We start from the raw sequence: 14,940 nt of genomic DNA, 5'->3' as shown, positions 1-14,940 counted from the left end.
GTCAGCCCGGCGCATCCAGGCAGCCCATAAGTGCTCTGGGCCATTGCTGTGCATTACGGTGCGGTGGGCGCGTTGCACTGCCAATTGCCGCCCATGCTTTGGCAGCGGATGCCATTGGGCCCCACCAGGTGCTGGGGGCCTGAGCGGGTGAGAAAGTGGCCCTGGTTGTCAGTACAGCCGCTGGCATTGCAGCTGATGATAAAGACCGGCTGCTGGGGGGCAGATGGCGTTGTTTCCGCACTGGCGGGCGGAGAGGAGAGCGGGCGCCGGGGCTTTTGGTCTCCATCGGGGCGCTCATCAGAATCACTGTCACGGTCGCTGCTGCTGCCGATGTCGCTGGCACGGACATTGGCGGTGGGTTTAGATGTAGTGGCGGTGGCGGTCGCTGGTGGGTGCTCGCTGCGTGCGGCCTGGGGCACGGCTACCGCAGTGCCCGCCGCTGCCCATGCCGGTGCCAGGCCCAGCAGCACCATTGCCAAAGTCATCGAACCACGCATTCTGTTTTCCTCTATCCCAACGTAGGGCCCATCTTTTGCTACCGACAAGCCCCGCGACTCAGCGCTGACCTGCTTTCTGTCCTTTGTCCGACGCGCGCGCGCCAGGCCAATGGATAGATTGTGAGCTATGAACCCACCTGACCCCAAACCTACCAAGCCCACCAATCCCAACACCCGCGCTGGGCGATTCGCCAACAAGCGTTTTGCCATCATCGGCGGGATTGTTTTGGTGTTTCTGCTGATCGCGATCTTTGTGCCCCATTGACGGCACGACCGCACCCCAACACCTTGAACCGGGCAGCCCATAGGGCTGCCCGTGTTGTTTGCGGCGTTTGGGGCGGGGCACGCAGCGGTGGTGCTCATATATAGGCGCATCTCGATCTGTGCCGGTTTGAGGGCGCGGCCGATTTGCAGCGCTGCCTGCTGCGTTGGCAATGTTGACCGATGGGAGGGCGTGCGTGATACCTTCCCTCTGCGCTTGGCCGCCTTGGATGAGGCGTGTTGGCACGCGGCGTGGGTGCAGGCCCTGCAGACTAGGGTGAGCGTGAGGACCAAGACGATGGCGACAAGGATTCGCAGCTGCGATGGAGCACGGCGCGACGCCGCAGCTTACTGCCGTTTTACGATGGGGATGTGGTAGATGTTGCCATCGTAGGAGCTGGCCAGAAATTGGGCGTTGTCGCTGTCAAAGCACAGCGATGAGATGCCCGCAGAGGTCGGGCGCACGGAGGGCTGCCATTGCCTTGTAGCAGGGTCATAGACGGCCACGTAGCCATGGTAGGAGCCCGTGGCAATCCATTGGCCATCAGGGCTGGCGGCAACACATTTGATGGAATGCCGGTGAGGGCTGTCCAAGTCGGTGGATGCAAAATTCTCCCAGATACGCAGCTTGCGATCCCGGCTGACGCTGACAAAGCGCTCGTTGGGCAAGGCGGCACAACCGTTGGCAATCCGGCTGTGGGCATCGCGTTTGGTGAACAGCTCGCGCAAGGTCGCAATCGACCACCAGGCGGCGCTGCCATCTGCGCACACGGAAAACAGCATATGGCTGGAGGCGGCGATCGATTTGACGGCGTTGTCATGCAGCTGCAGCGTTGCGACATGGTGTACAGCCCCATCTTGCGCAAGGGCAAACACCAGGCCTTCACCCGTGTAGCTGCCAATGACCATATGGTCAATGCCGTTACGCAGGAATGCAGCGCCGCAGTTCAAGGGTGATCGGTGTTGGTAAAGGGGCTCGCCCGTCGTGGCATCGAACAGCGTCCCTGTTTGGCCGCCAGTACATATCTTGTTGCCGATGGGAGTGAGGAAGTTGCACAGGCTGCGCAGGTCACGGAGGGCTTGGCCATTGGTTTTGAGAATTCCGGCGTCCCCTATCGATACCACGCCAGAGAAGTGGTGCAGGGCTGCGTTGATGCCGTCTGTGGCGCAGACCTTGTCGAGATTCCATTCGCCCGTTGGGATATGGAAGACCGCATAGGAGGAGCCAAAGGTGGCAAACACCAAGGTGTTTTCGTCTAAGAAGGCGCAGGACCTTGGCCATACCTCCGGTGGAATGGTGGATTGCGCGATGGGTGTGAGGGCGCTGGATGCCACCTTCCAGACACGCAGCAGCCGGTCGTAGCTCAAGCTCACCAGCAATTGCTCGCTGTCCTGGTAAACCAATCGCTTGATGCCAGCCTGGTGCGCAGCTGTTGCCTGGCGATGGCCGCCGTCGATGGTCAAAATCATGCCGGCATCATTGCCAGCATAGACGGTGCCATTGTTGGCGATGGCAATGGTGTCGGTCTCTACGCCGCCGAGGTCGATGTCCTGGAGCAGGTCCCCTGTTGCCAATGACCATTGTTTGAGCGTGCCGTCGTCGCTGGACGATAGCAGCGTCTGGCCGTTGGCGGACCAGGCGATAGAGATCACATCGGCCCTATGGCCTTTGAAGCATTGCCTGAGACAGCCTTTGAAGTCGTATACCCTGACGTGGTGGTCACGTGAGGCAGTGGCAATAAGCGCCTCGGCCGGGTGGAACTGGGCCATTTCTACATCGTCCCCATGGTCGGACAGCACGGAGATGAGCTTCATGCTGGGCACGGACCACAACCTGGCCGTGTGGTCGCTGGAGGCACTGATTAAATAGTTTCCGTCGCTGCTGAAGGACAGCTGGTTGGCCAAGTGGTCATGCCAGGTACGGGCCAGTGCGATTTTTTGGTGGGCATCCCACAAGATCACCTGGTTGTCGTATCCGGCGCTTGCAATGTAGCGACCGCCATGGGTGGCAACGCCGCTGATGGGCGATAGATGGGCAATCATGGGATTTCCTTCCGGACGGGCGGGACGTCTATTGAATGGCGTGAATGTTTGACCTTGGTTTCTAGGTAGTGGCGATTATCGGCATCGACAAACACCCCGGTAGGGATGCGTGACTCCACGGTAATGCCGGCCATGGTGAGCTGTTTTTGTTTGTCGGGGTTATTGCTGAGCAAGCGGATGGTTTGGATGCCCAGCGCTTCGAGCATGTCAGCGGCGACCTGGTAACTGCGCTCGTCATCTTTATGGCCCAAGGCCCGATTGGCGGCATAGGTATCCAAGCCTTGATCTTGTAATAGGTAGGCTTCGAGTTTTCGATAAAGGCCAATGCCTCGGCCTTCTTGGCGTAAATACAAGAGCAGGCCACCTTCCCTATGCAGGTGTTGCAGTGCTTCCTGGAGCTGGGGGCCGCAGTCGCAGCGTGCGGAGGCCAGCGCGTCGCCCGTGATGCACTCTGAATGCAGGCGCACCAGCGGCGCTTTGGTGTCTGAGCCCTCAAACCGTACCGCGAAGTGCTCGCCGTGATCGCTCAGGTTGCCAAAGCTGATGATTTCGGATCTGGCCTTGTGTCCATTTCCCAGAATGATGGGCACCCGCACAATGCTGCGAACCCGGGGGTTGGCTAAGGCATTTTCTCTGTCTTTTGAAGCGCCGTTTATGCACTGATATGAGTCCATGGTGAATCCCCGTTGGCATCGTATTTGTATACAAGATTAAAGTGAATTTTTAACCGCCGAGGAAGAAAGATACTACGTGCTTATGCCTTAGTCACGGCTTCAGTTGTTTCTGCGGAGAGACAATATTGATAATTTGCTTTTTATTTTATTTTTAAATTATTTAATTGAAGTTGTTAATGTTTTTAATTTTATGCGATAAGGCCAAATCTGCGAGTGACGGGTTTTCGTTGATTACTGGAAATTTTGAAGTATCTAGCGGGTTATAGGGTTCTGGCGGATATATTGGGGAGATTTTTGGGCTTGGTGGTGTTACATCCCCAGGCTGGGTTGTTTGCAAGCGTTGCTGCAATGGCTGGCGCTAACGCTGGGGCCGCGATGCATGCCGGCGCCACCCGCCGCCTGGTCCACCGCAGGCAGGGCGACGCGTGGCGGTTGTGGCGCAGCCTTGCCCATGCGGTGCGGCAGCTGTTCACCCATCCAAGACGGCGTGCAGGAGCTTCTGAGGTGGGCGAGCCCACGTGCGCAGGGGCTTACGGGAGGAGATACGCCCCGCAGAAATGGGCGCTTTTTCCAGTCCTGCAAAACCGGTGCGGCCCGTCCTACGGCTATCGGACGGCGATGACTACCCGGCTGGACCGCGCAGCTGTTTAGCATTGAATCCAAGGCCGAGACATCACGGAAGCGCTCTTACCGGCACCCCGCATCGGCCCCTTTGCAATCCCGCTTTCCAACACAGGAGAACCCTATGAATACGATCAACACAGCATCGAGCGTGATCTCTTCGGACAAGGTGCAAGGCACCAAGGTGTACAACCCCAATGGCGACAAGCTGGGCTCGGTGGAAAGCCTGCTGCTGGACAAGCTCACGGGCAAGGTCCGCTACGCGGTGATGGAATTTGGCGGCTTTCTGGGCATGGGCACCGACGTGTACCCGCTCCCTTGGGAAACGCTGAAGTACGACACGGGCCTGGGCGGCTATGTCGTGTCGCTCACCAAGGAGCAGCTGGAAGGCGCGCCGCGCTATGCGCGTGAGACGACGCAGGACTATAACGACGAGTACGGCCGCAAGGTGAACGAATACTACGGCGTCCCTTGGATCTAACGTGGCGGGGCTAATACAGGCCCTGATACTTCGTTGCGCAACCTTGCCGTACTTGCAGTACTGTCTGCGGTTGCGCGCCTCGTCTCAGAACCTGTCTTAGCCCCTTGAATGGGTCGGCTGTTGATTTAAGCCTCCAAGAAAGCAGCCCGCTGGTTCAGCGGGCTGCTTTTTTACTGGCTAATCGTTGGGGTTGTTCTATCAGCACTTCGAATGCATATGCGCATAGTTGGTGACGCCTGATTCGGGGCTGTCTTAGTCTCATTTTCGGTTTGCTGGTGCGTGTTACCGGCTCATCGACCTCGTGCTGTATCCAGCGCTTGGTTTATTTTTTCCGCTTACAGAACCACAGGCAGCCTCACAGTGAATGTGGTGCCGGAATCTGAACAAGATAGCACTGTCAGGCTTCCATGGTGGGCTGCGACGATCTGCTTGCAGATGCTCAGGCCCAGCCCCATGCTGGTAGCGGCAGACTTGGGGCCCTGGAAGTAGGGATCGAACATCTGGGCCATCACGTCGTCCGGCACCAGAGGTCCTTGGTTGTTGACCAGAATGACGATGTCTTTTCCTTCCACGCTGCCTGTGATCCGTATCGGCAAGTCCGGTGCACCGTAGGCAACAGCGTTTCCTAGCAGGTTGGACAGGAGCTGCTGAATGCGTGGGGTGTCGACACGTACCGCCACTGGTAGCTGAAGCGATGCAATGATGTCATGGCGGGGATGCGCTTCTACGAACTCATTGATCACTGTTTGCAAAGCCGCCGAGAGGCTTTCCGTGGGTTCAGTGGCGATGGATATTTCGTGGCCAGCGCGGCCTTTGGCGTAATCGACCAGATCATCTATGAGCTTGCTCATGCGGCGAGCGCTGGTAGCGATGCGCTCTCCGAGCTTCGCCGCTTTGGGCTCGTCGCCCCGTGAGAGCATCTTCGCCCCCATCGTGATCGCCTGCAAAGGGTTGCGTAGATCGTGGGCGACAACGGCCAGGAACACCTCGCGGGCGTTGCCCGTCTCTTTAAAGCTCTGAATCTCGTTGCTCAGCTGCTGGGATATCAGCTGGTCTTGAAGAAGCTTGCCGAGAATACCGGCGCACGCGGTAAAAATCGCTCGGTTTTTCTCGCTCGTGATGGGCCTGGGCTCTGCGTCCAAGGCAAACAAATTGCCGAAATAGCTGCCATCTGTGAGCAGAATCGGTTCGCTGATGTAGGCGCGAAATCCGTAGAGCTTGGGCGTTCTATGGTCGCGAAAAACAGGGTGGTCCAGGGCATCATCAAATGCAATCCCGAGCTGGGATTGCATGACGTCCTTGCACAGGGTGCTGTCCACATCCAGTTCATCACCGGCCTTCATGCCGAGCCCCATGTCGTCCACCACAGCGCATGCACGCCACATGTTGGAGCGAACCCAGGCCATGCCGACCAGACCCATGCCAGTCTGGGCTTTCACGATTTCAAGAATGTAGTGTGCGGCCCTGGAATTCGTCGCAGTGAGGACGCTCTGGTCGATGTCAGCTGGGGTGTTGATGGCGTCTCTCCTGCCTGTGCGCGGCAGTATAGCAAAAGGCCTGGGCCCGCGAGAGCCCGATATCGAATGACCGCAATGGGGTGAATTCACTGTCGCGAGCTGCCATCGCAGCCATGGCGGCTCCTCTGTTCAGGTCTTGGCGATCTTTTCAAGGGCCTGGCAATGCTGCGATGCACTGCGCTCACTGATGCTGCCGATGCCATCGGTCTTCCAGGGCGCCAATTTGCCAGATCCATGACACGAAGGAAGGGGTAGCGCAGATGTTCTCAGACCCCCTCGACAAAGCAGCCCGCTGGTTATCCAGCAGGCTTTGTGGTTGTGCGCTTAGAAATCGTACTTGGCGGTCAGCGTGAACTTGCGCGGCGCGCCGTAGTAGATCTGGCTGCCGGCAAAGTCGAAGTAGGTTTTGTCGAACAGGTTGTTGATGTTGAGCTGCAGCGACAGCTGGCGCGAGATGTCGTAGCTGGCCATCAGGCTGGCGACGGTGATGGAGCCCTGGTCGCGGCGTGCCTCCACGTCCGTCGAAGTGGTGGTGGTGGCGTAGGTGGCGTCGCGCCAGGTCAGGCCCCCGCCGACCTTGAGGGCGCTCCAGTTGCCCGGCAGGCGGTAGCTGGTGTAGAGGTGTGCCATGTTGTTGGGGCGCTGCGACTGCAGGCGCGCGTCATCGGCCGCGCGGGCATCGGCCCGGGCAAAGCCGGCGATCAGCTGCCAGCCCCGGGCCGGCTCGCCGGAGACCTCGGCCTCAAAGCCCTTGCTGGTGACACCTTTCTCGCCCCGGTAGGCGGGGTTGCCGGTGCCGCCAATCATGTTGTCGCCGTCTTGCACGGCAACATTGTCCTGGGCGATGCGGAACACGGCCAGGGACGCATTAACCTTGCCATCGAGAAACGCGGCCTTGATGCCGGCCTCGTAGGCTTTGCCAGTCACAGGGTCCAGGTAGCGGCCCTGCGTGTCCTGGTAGTTTTGCGCCTGGAAGATATCGGTATAGCTGGCGTAGACGGTGTAGGTGGTGTTCAGGTCATACAGCAGGCCGGCGTAGGGCGTGAAGACCTTGTGCTTGCGCGTTTCCGTCAGGCTCTGGCTTTCCCAGCGGGTTTCGCGCCCGCCTACGATGAGCTTGAGGTCATCGGCCAGCGACAGGCGCAGCGCGCCATAGACCGCGGTCTGGCGCGTGCGGTCATCGCCCAGCGGGCGGAAGGCGCCCCATACCGGCTCGGGGTAGGAGCCATCCCAGTCAAAGATATTGCCCACGGGGGTGGCGGTGTAGGCATGGTTGCCATAGGCGTAGTTGGACTGGCTGCCGGTCAAGCCCAGCACCGCCTCATGCTTGCGGCCGAGCAGATCAAAAGGCCCGGTGGCCTGCAGGCTGCCGCTGTTTTGCGCAAAGCTCTGGCGCGAGTAATTGGGGTAAGGGCCCAGGCCCAGGCCGGTGTTCCTGTCGGGCTCGCTCAGCAGGTAAAAGAGCTTGGAGGTGTAGTCGGCATCGAGGCGGCTGGCGTTGGCCTTGATGGACCAGCCATTGTCAAAGCGGTGCTCGAGCCCGGCGTAGGTGGTGCGGCTGGTGGTGTTCCACTCGGTCCAAGCGGCGCCAATGCTGAACGAGCGCGGCCAGTGCGTGGCGCTGCCATCCTGGTAGACCATGGGCAGGCCGCCCCAGGTGACGCCGGTGGGGCGCTTGGCCTGGTGCTCCAGGCCGATCCAGGCGGTGGTGTTAGGCGTCAAATCGGCCTCGGCGGTGGCGAGCAACGCGCGGTTGCGCGTGTGGTAGCGGTCCAGGTGCGAGTCGCGCTCATCGGCCATTGCGGCCACACGGGCGCGGATGCGGCCGTCGTCGGTCAGCGGCGTGCTCAGGTCCAGGGTGGCGCGGCGCTCGTTCCAGGAGCCCAGGCTGGCGCTGGCCGAGCCAGTGAAGGTCTTGCTGCTGGCGCGTTTGCGCACCAGGTTGACGGAAGCACCGGGGTTGCCAGCGCCGGTCATCAGGCCCGTTGCTCCACGCACCACCTCGATGCGGTCGTACAGAATCGGGTCGAGCATCGAGGCGCCAAAAAAATCATTGGCGACATACGTGGGCACGCCGTCGTACTGGTAGTTGTCGATGTAGAAGCCCCGGGCGTCCAGATCGGTGCGGTCGCTGTCCGAGCTGATCGCCGAGATGCCGGTGATATGGCGCGCGGCCTCGCCAATGCTGGTGATGCCCTGGTCCTCGATCTGCTGGCGCGTGAGCACGCTGACCGATTGCGGCGTCTCGCGCGGCGACAGCTGCAGGCCGGTGGCGGCTGCCGTGCTGCGGATGGTGTAGCTGCCGGTGCCTTCGGTGGTGGCACTGCGCTCGGCCTGGGCGGTCACGCGCAGCTCCGGCAAGGTGATGCTGGGCGCGCCTTGTGCAGCGGCAGCCGGAGCTGCGGCAGCCGCTGCTGCGGTGGGTGCCACACGGCGCACCACATAGCTGCCACTGGCATCGCGCTGGGCCTGCAGCGGCAAGCCCGCCAGCAGGCTGCCCAGCGCCTGGCCCACATCGGCGGCGCCCTGCACGCCGGGGCTGCGCAGGCCGGCAACGGTATCGGGCGCGAACGAGATCAAGGTGCCCGATTCCTGCCCCAGGCGGTTGAGCGCCGCAGCCAGCGGGCCGGCGGGGATGGAGTAGCTGCGCGCTGCGGGGGGGCTGGCCGGCTGCTGCGCCTGCGCATGCGCAGAGCTGGGTGCCAGCGCGGCAAGGCTGGTGAAGGCGGCCAGGCCCAGGCACAGCAGATGGGCGCAAAGCGCGGTGCCACGGGGCGTGGCGGGGGCAGAGAAGCGAGTGCGGTACATGCGAATAGGTCCCGAGTTTGACAAGCTGGTGGCAGCGCGCCGCCATGGTTTATGCGGCGCTTGTGCAGGGCTTGACACGCGGGCTGGGCCAATTGGCCACCTTTTTTTGGAATGCGCTGCGGGGGGGGCCTGGCAGATCAGCTTTTGTCCACCGTGACCCACCAGCGCGTGCGGGTGGTAATGCGCAGCCGCAAGCTGCGGCTGAGCGCGGCCAACACGCGGTCCGTATCCAGCAGCGGGTAGCTGCCCGATATGCGCAGCGCGGCGGCCTCTGGGGTGCAGTGCAAGCGGCCGGGGCGGTAGCGGGCCAGCTCGGCGATAAAGTCGCCCAGGCGCATATCGTCGGCCACCAGCATGCCCTGGGTCCAGGCCAGGTCGGCAGCGGGGGCGGGCCCCTGGCGCAGCAGCCCGCTGGCGGCGATGCGGCCTTGCTCGCCGGCAGCCAGGCGCAGGGTCTGGCTCGTATCGTTGCGCAATTGCAGCTCTACCTGGCCTTCTTGCACCTGCACCAGCGTGTCGTCCGCGTACTGGCGCACGCTAAAGCGCGTGCCAATGGCACGGGCCCAGCCCTGGCTGCTGCGCACACGCAAGGGGCGGGCCTGGCCGGTCGCAGGGTCGGGGCTGGGGTCGGCAGCGCTCTCGATCTGGATCTCCCCGGCGCGCAGCACAATCAGCCGCTCGCTGCTGCTGTAGCGCAAGTCCACGGCCGTAGCGGTATTGAGCAGCAGTCGCGTGCCATCGGCCAAAACCGTGCGCTGCTGCTCACCGGTGGCGGTTGAAAGATCGGCGCTGGCGCTGAGCCAGGCCTGTTCACCCAGCGGGCTGTGGCCCAGGGCCAGCAGGCCGCCGGCACCGGCGCCCAGCATCACCGCCAGGCGCACCGCGTGGCGGCGCGACAGCGCGGGGGAGGCGAGGGTCCGCACTGCCACTGCCGTGGGCACGCCACGCAACTGGCCATCGATCTGCGCCATGCGCTGCCAGGCCTGGGCATGGAGCGGGTCGGCATCGAGCCAGCTTTGCCACTGCTGGCGCTTGCGGCGGGCAGCGGCGCTGTCGCCGGGCTCCAGATCGAGCAGCCAGCGCACGGCGGCTTGGGCAACGGCGGTGGGGATGGCAGCGGGCAGCGCGCCTGGCATGGCCTGCGCGCCCAGCGGCAGGCCGCTGGGCAGGGGATCGGGCGCGGCCATCTCAGGGCTGGTCCGCAAAATAGCAGCGCTCGGCCGCTGCGGCCAGGTGGCGGCGTACGCTGGTGCGCGATATGCCCAGCTGCTGGGCAATCTCTTCTTGTGTCAGGTCCTCCAGCCGCCACAGCAAAAAGGCCTTGCGGGCGACCACGGGCAGGCCGCCGAGCAGGCGGTCAATGGCGACCAGGGTCTCGAGCACCATCAGCTGTGCGTCGGGCGGCGGGGCCACCGGCTCGGGCAGCAGCGCAAGCGCATCGAGGTAGGCGCGCTCGATCTGGCGGCGGCGCAGGTGGTTGGACAGCAGGCGCTGCGCAATGGTGGTGAGGTAGGCGCGCGGCTCCAGCAGTGCCTGGAGTTGCGGGCGCTGGGTGCCCAGCACCCGCACAAAGGTGTTTTGCGCCAGATCGGCCGCATCCCAGGCGCAGCCAAGCTTGCGCCGCAGCCGCGCGACCAGCCAGCTGTGGTGCGCCTCGTACAGGGCCTGCACCGGATCGACAGAGGGTGAGGGCGGAATGCCGGGGCCTGGGTGCATGGTGTGGGAAGTGAGGCGATGAGAATGGTTCTTATTATATGTAAACAGTAGTCAAAATATGGATAATGCGATTCATTCGCGTTATTGCATTGCGCCATTGCTGCACCATCGCTGCGATCCCTGTCTGGCCGCTGCCGTGCTGGCGCTGGTGGGCGGCGGTTGGCTGGGCTGGTCGCACTGGCGCAGCCAGCCGCTGTTTAGCGAGCACTACGCCACCGTGCGTGGCCAAGCGCTGCAGGTGCGGCTGCCCGATGGCTCGCAGATGCTGCTCGACGCCGCATCGCAGGCGCAGGTGCAGCTGTTCCGGGGCCGGCGCGAAGTGCGCTTGCTCGAGGGCCAGGCGCTGTTCCATGCCAGCGCCGATGCACAGCGCCCGTTTGAGGTGCGGGCGGGGCACACGCTGGTAACGGTGCTGGGCACCAGATTCTCGGTACGCCATACCCGCGCCGGGCTGGATGCGGGCCAGACGGTGGTCGAGGTCGAATCAGGCCGGGTGCGGGTGGGCGCAAGCGGGTGACGTTGACAAGGGCGGCCAGACCCTGGCCGGGCCGGCAGCGGTGGAGCTGGTCGCCGGCCAGCGGGTGACCGCGCAGGCCGAGGGCAGTCTGGCAGCGCCGCAGACCTTGGCAGTGGGCAATGTCGCTGCCTGGCGCAATGGTCGGGTGAATTTTCAGGACGCACCGCTGGCGCAGGCACTGGCCGAGTTTGAGCGCTATGGCGATACCCGCCTGGTGGTGCGCGACCCGGCCGTCGCTGCGATGCGCATGGGCGGCAGCTTTAAGCTGCGCGAGGCGACCAGCTTTGCCCAGGCGCTGCCGCAGCTGCTGCCGGTGCGGCTCAAGACCGAGGGCGGGGTGACGGAGATTGTGAAGGCGCGTTGAGGTGGGAGCGCAGGGCTAGCTTGCAAGGCCATGGGCTGGTTCCGCGGCAACAGAACAAGCGGTACCGTGGTTTTCTCAAGCATGGCCAACATGCGATCGGCACCGCCCCCCAAGGCGCCTCACTTCAGTTCGACCGTGCGGGCGTCCGGTGGGCCGCCACCCGGTGGACCCCCACCCGATGGACCGCCACCTGGCGGGCTTGCCCCATCGCATGTTGGCGATCCAGGTCGCAGGCGCTGCCAACCATTGTCTCGGCCTTCCCGCGCGGCATGCAGCGCGCGCGAAGCGTTGAAAAATTCGCCATAGGTGACGGCAAGGTGCGCTGCGCAGACATGGAAAAAGCCCACCGAGGTGGGCTTTGAGCGCGATCTACATCGCAGCTGGGGTTGCTGCAACCGTGGTCACTTGGGCTGGGTGTTGGGTTGCTTGCTGTCCTGCTGCTTCTGGCCAGGATTTTGTTGTTCCTGCTGACCAGGTTTTTTTTGGTCTTGGCCCGGTTGCTTCTGGCCCGAGTTGGGTTGTTGCTGAGACATGGTGATTCCTTCAATCAAATGGTTGACAAGGTGCTTCTGTCGCTAGCGGGAGCGCCTCTCGTTTTCAGTGTTTTGACGATGCATTGCACTGGTCATCAGTGTGGGTGGTCCAGTTCTCTCCAGACGTAGGACGGTGAGGCTCTTACATCGTGATTTGTACACGCCACATCTGTCACAACAAAAGGGGGGTGAGCGATGTTATTTCCTGCGGCGTGCTGTTTAAGGCCATTAAAAGGAGTAGCTTGTTTACAGGCGACTCAACCTGAATTGCCCTTATGAGACCGGAGGTCTATATGTTTTCACTTGTCCGTCACCAGCGAAACATGGAATTTTGGCGTGATATGCGCAACTTCTTTCTGTTGCCGCAGGACCCATTTTCCTCGTTGTCGGTGGAAGTAAAAAGCCCACAAAAACAGCAGCCAAAAGACGAGCGCGCTCGGAGCAAAAAACGCAAGTAGGCCTGCTTGTCGTTTCAGAAATCGCCATTGAGGCGGTTTTGATGTCCGAGCAATCGGCGAGCACCCTGGCGAAAACGGGGTAAATCAAAGCACCGCTAGTCGGTGCTTTGTTTTTTGCGGCAATCCCCGCCCCGGCGGGCGGGGGCACTGCCGGCAAAGACCTGAGCTGTGTCGCAGATGCCGGGACGGCCCCTTCGCTTCAAACGTAAGTGTTTGCTGTTTGCGGTTTAAGGTCTTTAAAAGCGGTAGTGTGGCAATAGGCGATCCATCCTGATTAGCCACCATAGACCGGAGGTCTATATGTCTTTTATAGATAAACCCATTTTCAATATACGCGCAAGAACGCAAGTGCCTGTTGCCGACGTAGATAGCCGTGATGCCTCTGATGACGACTACATATTCCACCAGCCCTTTCGCACCATGGCTGAGCCGCCAGAGCCATTGACCAAAAAAATCTATATCACCAAAGTCGTGCGCCTTTTGCAGCAGGCGGCTGTCAATAAGCCAGCGGCCTGATCACTGAAGGAGATCACTATGTTTGTATTTCCACTGTGGGTTAAGGGGTCATTTTGGTCCAGCTTGAAAAGCTGGGCTTTTCCATGGTACCCATTCCGCTGCCGATCGAGAAAGCAGAAACGCATCTGCATACGCAAAATGTGCAAGAGCAGGAGCAAGAACAAAAAATTAACCGAGATGCCTAAGCTTTCAGAAATGGTGTTCGCGAGCCATGAATGGCAAGCCATTTGAACCTCACCCCATAGGTTGGCCCGCTCTGACTTGATGGGGTGCTTCTTTTGCGCGAAGTATGACTTTTAGCATCGCTTGCATACATCAAAAGCCGTTGAAGGCGGGGCCAGAATGCATCCACGGTGCTGCCTGACCTACTGCTCGCTTCGGCCAATCCGCCTGCCCGCCAGCCTGCGCAGCCACACACTCCTGGGCTTTGAGCGTGCATACCGTGCGCATATCTGCAAGGTCGATGAGAACCTGCAGACCTCAAGGCGCTGCCGCCACACAAAAAATAATCCAAATTTTTTCCCGAGCGACCTGAGGGTTCTGCCCACCCGTGCGACTCCATGGGTAGTGCTGGCTATTTCCAGGCAGTTGGAGACCTTGTTTATGCGGCTGTCGCGCAGTGTTTTTGCACCCCGGGCCTTGGCCCTGTCTTTGTTCGTGGCGGGGGCCATTCCCGCTGGGGCGCAGGCCCAGGCCGATGCCCCGGCCCAGGTGGCCATTGCCGCCCAGCCTTTGGGGCAGGCGCTCCATACCTTGGCCCAGCAAACGGGGCTGCAGCTGTTGTATGCCCCGGCCGTGGTGGCGGGCAAGCAGGGGCCGGCGGTATCGGGCAGCATGGCGCCACGCCAGGCGCTGGCGCAATTGCTGGCAGGCAGTGGCTTGGTGGTGGTGCCCCAGGGGCGGGCCCTGGTGATCAAACCGGCCGAGGCGGCCGTGCCGCAGAGCGGGGCCGAGACCACGTTGGTGCCGGTGACAGTGCAGGCCGATGCGCTGCGCGAGAGCGCCTCGGGGCCCGTGGGCGGTTTGGTGGCCCGGCGCAGTGCGACGGCGACCAAGACCGATACGCCGCTGTCGGAGACGCCCATGTCGGTGACGGTGGTGCCGCGCGAGCAGATCGTGGCCCCGGGGCGCTGATTCGCTGGACCAGGCGCTAGAGTACTCGGCGGGCATCATGCCGCTGCAGGGCGGGGCGATGCGCCATATCGGCACGGGCTTTACCGTGCGCGGCTTCAATGTGACGGGGGCGGCGCCACTGTACCTGAACGGCGCGCGCTTTCCCATCAACTCGCTGAGCGGGGCGGTGGAGCCCTATGCCTATGAGCGGGTGGAGGTGCTCAAGGGCCCGGCCTCGATCCTCTATGGGCAGGCAGCGCCGGGCGGCGTCTTCAACCTGGTGAGCAAGCGCCCCACCGATGCGCCGCTGCGCGAGGTGGAGCTGGAGCTGGGCAGCTGGAACAAGAAGCAGATCGCGGCCGATGTGAGCGACCAACTGACCGAGGACGGGCGCATGCGCTACCGTCTGACCGCGCTGGCGCGCGATGCGGACGGCATGATCGACGAGATGCGCAATGACCGCCTGTCGCTGCCGGGCCTGAGCCTGGGCGCCGGTGTGCGCCATGTCGGCTGGCAAGAGATAGACCGCATGCGCATGCCCACCTACACCTTGCTGGATGCTGCTGTGCGCTACCAGTACCAGCAGTGGCAGTTGGCGTTGAATGTGAAGAACCTGGCCAACAAGACCTACCTGTCGGCCTGCACCGGCGTCTGCCTGTACGGCGATGCGCGCAATGTGACGTTGACGGCGCGGGTGAATTGGTAAATGGGAGGAGGGCAGCGGCGCGGGCATGGCGCTGCTGCAGCTGCCGACTGCTGTAGCCCCAGCCCAAAGACAAAAGGCGTGGACCCGAGGGTACCACGCCTTTTTTATCGCTGCC

The 14,940-nt window shown here is 62.2% G+C and carries 15 protein-coding genes; 7 read left to right on the top strand and 8 right to left on the bottom strand.

Annotated elements, in window-relative coordinates:
- Window positions 1–53: 53 nt before the first annotated feature.
- The gene (locus N4T19_RS07335) at window positions 54–485 is read right to left on the bottom strand and encodes a hypothetical protein (protein ID WP_260719768.1); all 432 of its coding nucleotides are present in this window, start codon (window positions 483–485) and stop codon (window positions 54–56) included.
- A gap of 139 nt (window positions 486–624) precedes the next feature.
- Between N4T19_RS07335 and N4T19_RS07330 the strand changes: the two genes are divergently transcribed.
- Window positions 625–762, top strand: coding sequence for a hypothetical protein (locus N4T19_RS07330; protein WP_165841096.1), 138 nt, complete (start codon window positions 625–627; stop codon window positions 760–762).
- 344 nt (window positions 763–1,106) lie between these two features.
- On the opposite strand, the gene N4T19_RS07325 is transcribed toward N4T19_RS07330, so the two are convergent.
- The gene (locus N4T19_RS07325) at window positions 1,107–2,801 is read right to left on the bottom strand and encodes a WD40 repeat domain-containing protein (protein ID WP_182342276.1); all 1,695 of its coding nucleotides are present in this window, start codon (window positions 2,799–2,801) and stop codon (window positions 1,107–1,109) included.
- A complete protein-coding gene (locus tag N4T19_RS07320; RefSeq protein WP_409935163.1) occupies window positions 2,798–3,475 on the bottom strand; it encodes a GTP cyclohydrolase II in 678 nt (225 codons plus the stop codon). Before N4T19_RS07320 ends, N4T19_RS07325 begins: the two co-directional genes overlap by 4 nt.
- Before the next feature lie 745 nt (window positions 3,476–4,220).
- On the opposite strand from N4T19_RS07320, the gene N4T19_RS07315 reads away from it, so the two are divergent.
- Entirely contained in the window at window positions 4,221–4,577 is a 357-nt protein-coding gene (locus N4T19_RS07315) for a PRC-barrel domain-containing protein (protein WP_021028025.1), read from the top strand.
- A 335-nt stretch (window positions 4,578–4,912) separates the two neighbouring features.
- Here the strand turns inward: N4T19_RS07315 and N4T19_RS07310 are convergent, their stop codons facing one another.
- The 4 genes from N4T19_RS07310 to N4T19_RS07295 form a co-directional block, all read right to left on the bottom strand.
- Window positions 4,913–6,016 (bottom strand): sensor histidine kinase, encoded by a 1,104-nt coding sequence (locus N4T19_RS07310; RefSeq protein ID WP_133247981.1) that lies wholly within the window; start codon window positions 6,014–6,016, stop codon window positions 4,913–4,915.
- Between the two features lie 402 nt (window positions 6,017–6,418).
- Window positions 6,419–8,902: a TonB-dependent siderophore receptor gene (locus N4T19_RS07305; protein ID WP_260719766.1), complete on the bottom strand. Its 2,484-nt coding sequence runs from the start codon at window positions 8,900–8,902 to the stop codon at window positions 6,419–6,421.
- Between the two features lie 137 nt (window positions 8,903–9,039).
- Window positions 9,040–10,089, bottom strand: coding sequence for a FecR domain-containing protein (locus N4T19_RS07300; RefSeq protein WP_260719765.1), 1,050 nt, complete (start codon window positions 10,087–10,089; stop codon window positions 9,040–9,042).
- Between the two features lies 1 nt (window position 10,090).
- On the bottom strand, window positions 10,091–10,618 hold the full coding sequence (locus N4T19_RS07295; RefSeq protein ID WP_260719764.1) for a sigma-70 family RNA polymerase sigma factor: 528 nt from the start codon (window positions 10,616–10,618) through the stop codon (window positions 10,091–10,093).
- A gap of 58 nt (window positions 10,619–10,676) precedes the next feature.
- On the opposite strand from N4T19_RS07295, the gene N4T19_RS07290 reads away from it, so the two are divergent.
- Complete coding sequence (locus tag N4T19_RS07290; protein ID WP_232539381.1) at window positions 10,677–11,135, top strand: FecR family protein; 459 nt, start codon at window positions 10,677–10,679, stop codon at window positions 11,133–11,135.
- 40 nt (window positions 11,136–11,175) lie between these two features.
- On the top strand, window positions 11,176–11,499 hold the full coding sequence (locus N4T19_RS07285) for a FecR family protein (protein ID WP_260719763.1): 324 nt from the start codon (window positions 11,176–11,178) through the stop codon (window positions 11,497–11,499).
- A 401-nt stretch (window positions 11,500–11,900) separates the two neighbouring features.
- Here N4T19_RS07285 and N4T19_RS07280 read toward each other — a convergent pair whose 3' ends face one another.
- Window positions 11,901–12,032, bottom strand: coding sequence for a hypothetical protein (locus tag N4T19_RS07280; protein ID WP_260719762.1), 132 nt, complete (start codon window positions 12,030–12,032; stop codon window positions 11,901–11,903).
- 758 nt (window positions 12,033–12,790) lie between these two features.
- Between N4T19_RS07280 and N4T19_RS07275 the strand changes: the two genes are divergently transcribed.
- The 3 genes from N4T19_RS07275 (at window position 12,791) to N4T19_RS07265 (ending at window position 14,825) form a co-directional block, all read left to right on the top strand.
- Complete coding sequence (locus tag N4T19_RS07275; RefSeq protein WP_260719761.1) at window positions 12,791–13,006, top strand: hypothetical protein; 216 nt, start codon at window positions 12,791–12,793, stop codon at window positions 13,004–13,006.
- Between the two features lie 639 nt (window positions 13,007–13,645).
- On the top strand, window positions 13,646–14,140 hold the full coding sequence (locus tag N4T19_RS07270; RefSeq protein ID WP_260719760.1) for an STN domain-containing protein: 495 nt from the start codon (window positions 13,646–13,648) through the stop codon (window positions 14,138–14,140).
- Window positions 14,141–14,177: 37 nt separating this feature from the next.
- The gene (locus tag N4T19_RS07265; RefSeq protein ID WP_232539378.1) at window positions 14,178–14,825 is read left to right on the top strand and encodes a TonB-dependent receptor plug domain-containing protein; all 648 of its coding nucleotides are present in this window, start codon (window positions 14,178–14,180) and stop codon (window positions 14,823–14,825) included.
- Window positions 14,826–14,940: the final 115 nt, after the last annotated feature.

It is taken from the genome of Comamonas squillarum (genome assembly GCF_025309455.1).
GTDB lineage: Bacteria > Pseudomonadota > Gammaproteobacteria > Burkholderiales > Burkholderiaceae_C > Comamonas > Comamonas squillarum.
Note: the sequence above shows the minus strand (reverse complement) of the source record. Positions and strands in the feature narration are given on the sequence as shown.

Coding starts and splice junctions, on each gene's coding strand:
- N4T19_RS07335 (WP_260719768.1), bottom strand. CDS start 485: ATGACTTTGGCAATGGTGCTGCTGGGCCTGGCACCGGCATGGGCAGCG.
- N4T19_RS07330 (WP_165841096.1), top strand. CDS start 625: ATGAACCCACCTGACCCCAAACCTACCAAGCCCACCAATCCCAACACC.
- N4T19_RS07325 (WP_182342276.1), bottom strand. CDS start 2,801: ATGATTGCCCATCTATCGCCCATCAGCGGCGTTGCCACCCATGGCGGT.
- N4T19_RS07320 (WP_409935163.1), bottom strand. CDS start 3,475: ATGGACTCATATCAGTGCATAAACGGCGCTTCAAAAGACAGAGAAAAT.
- N4T19_RS07315 (WP_021028025.1), top strand. CDS start 4,221: ATGAATACGATCAACACAGCATCGAGCGTGATCTCTTCGGACAAGGTG.
- N4T19_RS07305 (WP_260719766.1), bottom strand. CDS start 8,902: ATGTACCGCACTCGCTTCTCTGCCCCCGCCACGCCCCGTGGCACCGCG.
- N4T19_RS07300 (WP_260719765.1), bottom strand. CDS start 10,089: ATGGCCGCGCCCGATCCCCTGCCCAGCGGCCTGCCGCTGGGCGCGCAG.
- N4T19_RS07295 (WP_260719764.1), bottom strand. CDS start 10,618: ATGCACCCAGGCCCCGGCATTCCGCCCTCACCCTCTGTCGATCCGGTG.
- N4T19_RS07290 (WP_232539381.1), top strand. CDS start 10,677: ATGGATAATGCGATTCATTCGCGTTATTGCATTGCGCCATTGCTGCAC.
- N4T19_RS07280 (WP_260719762.1), bottom strand. CDS start 12,032: ATGTCTCAGCAACAACCCAACTCGGGCCAGAAGCAACCGGGCCAAGAC.
- N4T19_RS07275 (WP_260719761.1), top strand. CDS start 12,791: ATGTCTTTTATAGATAAACCCATTTTCAATATACGCGCAAGAACGCAA.
- N4T19_RS07265 (WP_232539378.1), top strand. CDS start 14,178: ATGCCGCTGCAGGGCGGGGCGATGCGCCATATCGGCACGGGCTTTACC.